This is a genomic window from uncultured Anaerococcus sp. (assembly GCF_963510915.1).
GTDB lineage: Bacteria > Bacillota > Clostridia > Tissierellales > Peptoniphilaceae > Anaerococcus.
Genome location: NZ_CAUPHG010000148.1, coordinates 1 through 2823 on the forward strand (window position 1 = coordinate 1; position 2823 = coordinate 2823).

Annotated in this window: 4 protein-coding genes; 1 reads left to right on the forward strand and 3 read right to left on the reverse strand. The window is 33.7% G+C overall.

Annotation, left to right across the window (positions count from 1 at the left end):
- The 3 genes from RQ893_RS08910 to RQ893_RS08920 all read right to left on the reverse strand — a co-directional run.
- Positions 1–1360: TRC40/GET3/ArsA family transport-energizing ATPase (locus tag RQ893_RS08910; RefSeq protein ID WP_311482655.1), on the reverse strand; the 1360-nt coding region annotated here is incomplete at its 3' end.
- A gap of 18 nt (positions 1361–1378) precedes the next feature.
- Positions 1379–1744 (reverse strand): arsenite efflux transporter metallochaperone ArsD, encoded by a 366-nt coding sequence (gene arsD, locus RQ893_RS08915; protein WP_311482656.1) that lies wholly within the window; start codon positions 1742–1744, stop codon positions 1379–1381.
- Between the two features lie 19 nt (positions 1745–1763).
- On the reverse strand, positions 1764–2078 hold the full coding sequence (locus RQ893_RS08920; protein ID WP_311482657.1) for a metalloregulator ArsR/SmtB family transcription factor: 315 nt from the start codon (positions 2076–2078) through the stop codon (positions 1764–1766).
- A gap of 572 nt (positions 2079–2650) precedes the next feature.
- Here RQ893_RS08920 and RQ893_RS08925 point away from each other — a divergent pair.
- Positions 2651–2823: BlaI/MecI/CopY family transcriptional regulator (locus tag RQ893_RS08925; protein WP_311482658.1), on the forward strand; the 173-nt coding region annotated here is incomplete at its 3' end.

A 2823-nucleotide genomic window follows, 5' to 3' on the forward strand; every position in this document is an offset into this window, starting at 1 on the left:
GACCAGTTGGGGCTGTGTCTATTACTACTATTTCATCTTCTGACTTGTCTACTATATCAGCAAATGCACGAAAAACTGCAATTTCTTGGGTACATGGACTTCTTAAATCTTCTTCGATATAGTCAATGTCTTCCTCACTTGCCCCATCTTCCTTTGCCTTTCCTAGGACTTCCTCTCTATAAGATTCAAGCTCCTTATCTTCATCTATATAGGAAATAGTCAAATTTTCTCTTTCGCTTATTATATATTTTAGATGATCGGCTGGGTCTGTTGTTGCAAGATGAACTTTTTGACCTTTTTTATTAAGGGCTAGGGCAATAGCTGCTGCTATAGTTGTTTTCCCTACTCCTCCCTTACCCATAGTAAGGATAACTTTTTTATTGTTCTTATATAGGTCGTCAACAACATCTTCTAGCCTTGATATTTTGCTAGTGTCTATGGTAACTGAAGACTCCATTTTTTCTTCTATATCATCTGAGAAAAATTTTCTAAGATTTTCGATACTAGATGTGTTGTATGGTTTAAGTGGAAGATAGTAAGTTTGAAGGTCTTTTAGTCCTTCTGGCATTGCTTCCAAGTCTCTTTTTTGCATATTGTGTATAGCTGTTGAAAGATCATCATCATAGGAATCTAGCATACCATTTATTATGTGAATTTGGTTGTCTATGCCAATTTCGTGGAGTTCATTTGATGTCCTTGCCGCTTCCTTTAGGGCTGTTTCTATAGGTCTAGAAACTAGTATAAGGCTAGTTAACTCACTGTCAGCTAGGTTGTCAACAGCTTTTTTATAAATACTTCTTTCTTCATCTAGCCCTGATAGCTGGCCTAGGCAAGATGCTCCATACTTGTTGTTATCTAAAAAGTTTGTCCACGCTGAAGGTAGTTCTAACATTCTTAGTGTATGACCTGTAGGAGCAGTATCAAATATTATATGGTCATATTCATCTGCAAGCTCTTCATCAGCTATAAAGCTTGTGAACTCCTTAAAAGCTGCCACTTCAGTTGTACATGATCCCGAAAGCTGCTCTTCCATGGCTTTTATAACCTCATCCGGAAGCTTTCCTCTTTGGGGTCCAACTACGCTTTCTTTATAGTCTTCTAGGGCTTTCTCTGGTTCAAAGTTAGCTAGCTTTAAATTCTTTACCTTATCTATATCTCTTATTTTATTGTCTAAGTCTGTGTCAAAAATATCCTGTAAGTTTGATGCTGGATCTGTACTAACAAGGATAACTTTTTTACCTTGGTCTGCTAGGTTTATAGCAAGACTTGAAGCTATAGAAGTTTTACCTACACCACCCTTACCTGTAAAGAAAAGATACTTATTTAGCTTAACATTTTCTGGGTTGAATCTTGTATACACATTGACCTCCTATCTTATCTATTTGTTTCCTTTATTCTTTTTCATTTTTTGAATTGCTATACCAGACATTATATATTCTTTTGGTATATCTAAAAATTCAACAAATTCATCATTTGTAGGGTATTCTCTTGTTTTGACTACTTCATCGTCAACCATTGTTATAGGAAGTACATCGACTCCTTCTTCATTTAACAGCTTGCTTACTTTATCATTTTCAGCGTAAAGTTGTGGTTCTTCTTTTAGGTTGTGTCTTATTACTTCTACATTGTTTTTGCTTAACCTATTAATCGCTGTGGATACTCTTAATAAGTTCTTGTCTACTGATGGTCCACATACACCTGTTGAGCAACACATTGCTGGATCATAAATTACCATTTTTTTCATACTAACACTCCTTTAGCTTTTACTTTTCTTTACATTTTTTACAAATACAATCTTCTTTATCTTCAGTAATAAAATCTAGGAAGCCTTTAATCTCTCCTATTCTTTCAAGGTTTAGAGTATATCTCATCCATGCCCCATCCCTTCTTGCGTTAACAAGACCTGAATCCGTTAAATTTTTCATGTGATAGCTTAGGGTTGATTGAGAAATACTCAAACCATCCAAAATATCACAGGCACAAATCTCGCCACATGAGAGCATATCAATTATTTTTAGCCTGGTTTCGTCAGACAAAACCTTGAATATAGGCGCAAACTCTGCGTATGATCTTTTCATAATTACCCCTTTCTTTATTTGATATATCGATACACTTCAATGATATCGATAAGTTTCGATTTCATGTTTATTATACACCCCATATCGATACTTGTCAATGTTATTAATAAACTAATTAGGAGTTATTTTTAATATCATCTCAAAGTTTTAGCCCATTAAATCCATTTGATAAAAGTACAGAATAAAAATCGGTGGTAAACCTTACATAGTCACGAATTTTTAAACAATAGGCCCTATATTCTTGTGGAAAACTTCTCCAGATTTTTCTTAATAAGATAAATCAATTGCACAACTTTCATTTAAATAAATCTACAAATTTTGAGTAAAGTTCTTGAAGTGAATTAAACCAAACTACCATGAAAAATGAAAGGATAGAATTTGTGAAATTTATGACTATATATTTAGCCTAACAATAAATTCAGAAAAGGTATCATCATATTTATCATATTTAACATATTATTAAAAATAAGGAATTAAAAATTTATTAAAAAGACTTGACAAGATAAGTTTAAAGGTGTAGACTTATCTTAAGTATTAAGTCTACAATTGTAAACGATAAGGAGGAAAGGAGAATGAGCACAATAGAATTTAATACTTATATCACAGATGCTGAATGGGAGGTCATGCGTGTAGTTTGGGCAAACGACCGAGTAACTAGTAAAAAAGTCATCTCCATATTGCAAGAAAAAACGGACTGGACACAATCCACTATCAAAACGATCTTAGGTCGATTAGTTGAAAAAGG